2 protein-coding genes and 1 pseudogene are annotated in these 4,966 nt (G+C 72.3%); 1 reads left to right on the top strand and 2 read right to left on the bottom strand.

The features are described from left to right. Positions 1–141: 141 nt before the first annotated feature. Positions 142–774, bottom strand: a complete 633-nt coding sequence (locus tag FKV24_RS11065; protein WP_141482425.1) for an RNA polymerase sigma factor — start codon at positions 772–774, stop codon at positions 142–144. A 67-nt stretch (positions 775–841) separates the two neighbouring features. Beyond that, the gene (gene recQ, locus FKV24_RS11060; protein WP_141482426.1) at positions 842–2,686 is read right to left on the bottom strand and encodes a DNA helicase RecQ; all 1,845 of its coding nucleotides are present in this window, start codon (positions 2,684–2,686) and stop codon (positions 842–844) included. Positions 2,687–2,762: 76 nt separating this feature from the next. Here recQ and FKV24_RS11055 point away from each other — a divergent pair. Beyond that, positions 2,763–4,966: pseudogene (locus FKV24_RS11055) on the top strand (hypothetical protein); the annotation flags it as partial.

Genomic DNA, 4,966 nt, shown 5'->3' with positions numbered 1-4,966 from the left:
GCCGCGCGGCGATGTCCGGCCACAGGTCGCGTGCGGGCGGCTGGTCGCGGCGCATCGCGCGCAACTGCCAGCGCAGGCTGTCGGGCAGCGGCGCGTGCTTGCCGTCGCCGTGCCGCAGGTCGTCGTTGTCGGACGGGTCGTTCATCGTGAATCTCCCGGCCCGGCGGCAAGCCAGGCCTGTTCGCCCAGGCGCTCGCGCAACAGCATGCGGGCGCGATGCAACTGGGCCTTGGAACTGCCGACCGCCATCCCGAGTTCGGCGGCGATCTCCTCGTGTTTCCAGCCTTCCACGTCGTACAGCACCAGCACCATCCGGGCCCGCGGCGGCAGGCTGGCGACCGCGCGCTCCAGGTCCATCGACAGCGCCGTCGTGTGCCCGGCCGAATCGGCTTGGCCGAGCATGTCGAGCGCGTCGTCGTCGCCCTCGTGCTGCGGCCGGCTGCGCTGGCTGCGCAGGTCCATCAGCGCGGTATTGACCGCCAGCCGGTGCAGCCAGGTCGAGAAGGCGGACTCGAACCGGAACGCCGGCAGCGCCTGCCAGGCCCGCACGAAGGCCTCCTGGGTGAGGTCCTCGGCACGGGTGCCGTGGTGGCCGACCAGGCGGCCGATGACGCCGTGGACCCGGCCGGCATGGCGCTGGTAGAGCCTGCCGAACGCGCCGGTATCGCCACGCGCGGCCGCCTGCACCCAGGCGGCTTCCTGCTCGCCCTCGGCGCCGCGGGGCGCGCCGTCGGGCTCGGCGATGTCGGGTTGTTCGGCCACGGCGTTCAGCATACTCACTCGGATGCCGGCTGCCGGCCGGGGGTTTAAAGCGCCGGCGACGGGGCGCCGGGCCGGCCGTTCAGGCGGCGGAGCCGGGCGCGGAGCGGGCCAGGTGGTCGAGCAGGTCGTCGCCGTAGCGCTCGAGCTTGCGTTCGCCGATCCCGGGGATTCCGGCCAGGTCGCGGGCGTCGCTCGGGTCGGCCTCGGCGATCGCGCGCAGGGTGCTGTCGTGGAAGATCACGTAGGCGGGCACGCTCTGCTCGCGAGCCAGCTCCGAGCGCCATTCCCGCAATGCCCGGAAGCGGGCCAGCGCATCGCTGTCGAGTTCGGCCTCCAGCATCGACGAGCTGCCGCGCCGGCCGCGCCGGGACCGCGGCTCGGGCTCGCGCCGGAACGACAGCGACTGCTCGCCGCGCAGCACCGGCCCGGCCGCCGCGGTCAGCCGCAACGCGTTGTAGCGCTCGGCGTCGGCCTCCAGCAGGCCGGCGGCGAGCAGCTGGCGGAATACCCCGCGCCACTGGCGGGCGTCGAGATCGCTGCCGATCGCCCAGGTACTGAGCCGGTCGTGGCCGTACTGGCTCACCTTGTCGGTGGCCTTGCCGGTGAGGATGTCGATCACGTGGCCGGCGCCGAAGCGCTGACCGCTGCGGTAGACCGCCGACAGCGCCTTGCGCGCGGCGACGGTGCCGTCCCAGGTCTCCGGCGGCTCCAGACAGTTGTCGCAGCCGCCACAGCCGGCCTCGCCGACCTCGTAGTGCTCGCCGAACCAGGCCAGCAGGTTGCGGCGGCGGCACTGGGTGGTCTCGCAATAGCCGAGCAGGGCGTCGAGCTTGCCGCGTTCGAGCTGCTTGCGCTCGTCGCTGGCCTCGCCCTGGTCGATCAAGGCGCGCAGGTTGACCACATCGCCGAGCCCGTAGCTCATCCAGGCCTCGGCGGCGGCGCCGTCGCGGCCGGCGCGACCGGTCTCCTGGTAGTAGCCCTCGATCGACTTGGGCAGGTCGATGTGGGCGACGAAGCGCACGTCGGGCTTGTCGATGCCCATGCCGAAGGCGATCGTCGCCACCATCACCACGCCGTCGGCCTGCAGGAAATGGCGCTGGTTGGCGGCGCGGGTCTCCGCCGGCAGGCCGGCGTGGTAGGGCAGGGCGTGGATGCCGGCCTCGACCAGTTGTTCGGCCACGGTCTCGACGCGGCGGCGCGAGAACGCGTAGACGATGCCGCTCTCGCCGTCGTGGCGGCGCAGGAAGTCCAGCAGCTGGCGGATGCCGCCGCCGTCCTTGTGGACGACGGTGTAGCGGATGTTGGGGCGGTCGAACGAGCTGACGAACTGGCGGGCGTCGTCCAGCGCCAGCCGTTCGACGATCTCGCGCCGGGTCGGTGCGTCGGCGGTCGCGGTCAGCGCGATCCGCGGCACGTCGGGCCAGCGCTCGTGCAGCACGGTCAGCTGGCGGTACTCGGGGCGGAAGTCGTGGCCCCACTGCGATACGCAATGGGCCTCGTCGATCGCGAACAGGGCGACCTGGCCGCGCGCGTGGGCGCGCTCGATCAGCCCCAGCATGCGGCCGCCGAGCAGGCGCTCGGGGGCGACGTAGAGCAGGTCGAGGTCGCCGTCGAGCCATTCGCGCTCGATCTTCGCCGCGGTTTCGGCGTCCAGGGTCGAGTTCAGGCAGGCCGCGCGCACCCCTTGCTGGTGCAGGGCCTCGACCTGGTCCTGCATCAGCGCGATCAGCGGCGAGACCACGATCGCGCAGCCGTCGCGCAGCATCGCCGGCAATTGGTAGCACAGCGACTTTCCGCCACCGGTCGGCATCAGCACCAGCGCATCGCCGCCGTCGGCGACGTGCTCGACGATCTCGGCCTGCTCGCCACGGAAGTCGGCGTGTCCAAAAACGGTGCGAAGCAGGTCGAGCGCGGCATTCTCCATGCGCATAGGTTAACCCCACCGCGGGCAACCGGCCGTTGTATCGTTGCCGCCATCGTGCTTGTAAGGGAGTCGAGCCGTGATTCGCAGAACCTTGATCTGCTGGTTTCTCGTCGCGTTGTCGTTGTCGTGCGCGCTGACCGCCCACGCCCGGCAGACGGAGGTGCCGGCGCCGCTGGAGCCGTGGCGCGAATGGGTGCTGCACGATGCGCCCGGGGTCGACTGTCCGCTGCTGACGGGTGCCGGCAGCGCCGGCGGCCAGCGCATCTGTGTCTGGCCAGGGGTGCTGCGTGTGCAGGCCGACGCCACGGGCGCCACGTTCGCGTTGCGCTACACGGTCCACCAGCGCGGTTGGACGGGGCTTCCGGGGGATGCCCAGCACTGGCCGCAGCAGGTGAGCGCCAACGGCAATGCGGTGCCGGTGGTCAGGCAAGCGGGTCGGCCGGGCGTGTGGTTGGACCCCGGTCGCTACGAGCTGCGCGGGCGCATTCCGTGGTCGCGGCGGCCGCAGGCACTGGCGCTGCCGGCCGCGGTCAGCCTGGTCGAGCTGCAGGTGGATGGGCAGTCGGTCCGGCCCCTGCAACGCGACGGCGACCATCTGGTGCTGGGACGTGGCGAGGCCACCGCGCCGGAAGCCGATGCGCTGGACGTGCGTGTCTACCGCAGGCTCGGCGACGGTCTGCCCGCGGAACTGGAAACGCGGATATTCCTGGCCGGTGCGGGGCAGGCGCGGGAAGAATTGATCGGGCCGGTGCTGCCGGCCGGGTTCGCGCCGCTGACGCTGGACGGCGACTGGCCGGCGCGACTGGAGTCCGATGGCCGTCTGCGCGTGCAGGTGCAGCCCGAACACGCCGAGCTGGTGCTGCGCGCCCGGGCGCTGCAGCCGTTGCAATCGGCGGCGCCAGCCGCGGCCGGAGCGCCATGGCCTAGCCAGGAAGTCTGGAGCTACGAGGCAGCACCGGCGCTGCGCTCGACCAGTGCCAGCGGTCCGGTGCAGGTCGATCCCGACAGCGCCGGCGTCCCGGACGACTGGCGCGCACTGCCGGCGTTCGCGCTGGAGCCGTCGCAGACGCTCACCGTGGAAGAGCGCGCACGCGGCATCGCCGCCAACGAGGGCAACCGTCTGAACCTGCGGCGCGAGGCTTGGCTGGACTTTGCGGGGGGCGGTTGGACCCTGCGCGATCGCATCGAAGGCGAGATGCGCCGCGACTGGCGGCTGGAGGCGGCCGCGCCCTACACCCTGGAGCGCGCGCAGTCGCTGGTCGAGCAGGCGCCGCTGCTGGTGACCCGCCTGGACGAGGCGGGCGCGGGCGGTGTCGAGTGGCGGACGCCGAGGGTGGATCTCGATGCCGGCCTGCGTCTGCAGCCGGGCGGCGGGGAACGGCCGGTCAGCGGTTGGCGACAGAATTTCGATGCGGTCGACAGTACCGTGCATCTGCCCTACGGCTATCGCCTGTTCGCCGCTCCCGGCGCGGACCGTGCCGACGGCAGCTGGATGTCGCGCTGGACCTTGCTGGACGTGTTCGTCGCCGCGGTGATCGCGTTGCTGTCCTGGCGCTCGTTCGGCTGGACCGGCGCGGGGTTGGCGGTGGTCTACCTGCTGCTGGCGTATCACGAGCGCGGCGCGCCGATCCTGAGCCTTGGGCTGGTGCTGGCGCTGGGCCTGGTGGTGCGGGCGCTGCCGGCCGGACGCCTGCACAAGCTCGGGGAATGGACGCGGCGCGCGGCGCTGGTGGTGCTGGTGATGTTTGCGCTGCCGTTCGTGTCGGCGCAACTGCGCATGGCCCTGCACCCGCAGCTGGAAGGCGCGGCGTCGATGTCGGGGCTGGGCGGCGGGTTGGGCAAGACCGTGGCGCTGCAGGCGACCGATGCCGAGGGGTACGCGGAAGCGGCCGATGCCGCGGTACTGGCGGAGGCGCCCGCGCACATGGAGCTTCCGCCACCGCCGGCGGTACCGGCAGTGGTGCTCGACGACCCGTCGCCGGTCGACCTGCAGGCAAGGAGTTCCTCCGTGCAGGGGGCCGGGCTCGACAAGGTCATGGTCACCGGCAGCCGCATCAAGCGTGCCGATGTGCTCGACCGCTACACCCAGGGCACCGTGGTCCAGACCGGCCGCGGCCTGCCCAGTTGGCAGGGGGGCCACAGCTATCAGTTGCACTGGAGCGGTCCGATCACCGAGGACCAGACCGTGCGTCTGTTGATCTCGCCGCCGTGGCTGACCCGCCTGCTGCGCGTGCTGGCGGTTGCGTTGCTGGCCCTGCTGGCCCTGCGCGCGCTCGGCAT

Origin of the sequence: Marilutibacter maris (assembly GCF_006546735.2) — a bacterium.
GTDB lineage: Bacteria > Pseudomonadota > Gammaproteobacteria > Xanthomonadales > Xanthomonadaceae > Marilutibacter > Marilutibacter maris.
Note: the sequence above shows the minus strand (reverse complement) of the source record. Positions and strands in the feature narration are given on the sequence as shown.

Coding starts and splice junctions, on each gene's coding strand:
- FKV24_RS11065 (WP_141482425.1), bottom strand. CDS start 774: ATGCTGAACGCCGTGGCCGAACAACCCGACATCGCCGAGCCCGACGGC.
- recQ (WP_141482426.1), bottom strand. CDS start 2,686: ATGGAGAATGCCGCGCTCGACCTGCTTCGCACCGTTTTTGGACACGCC.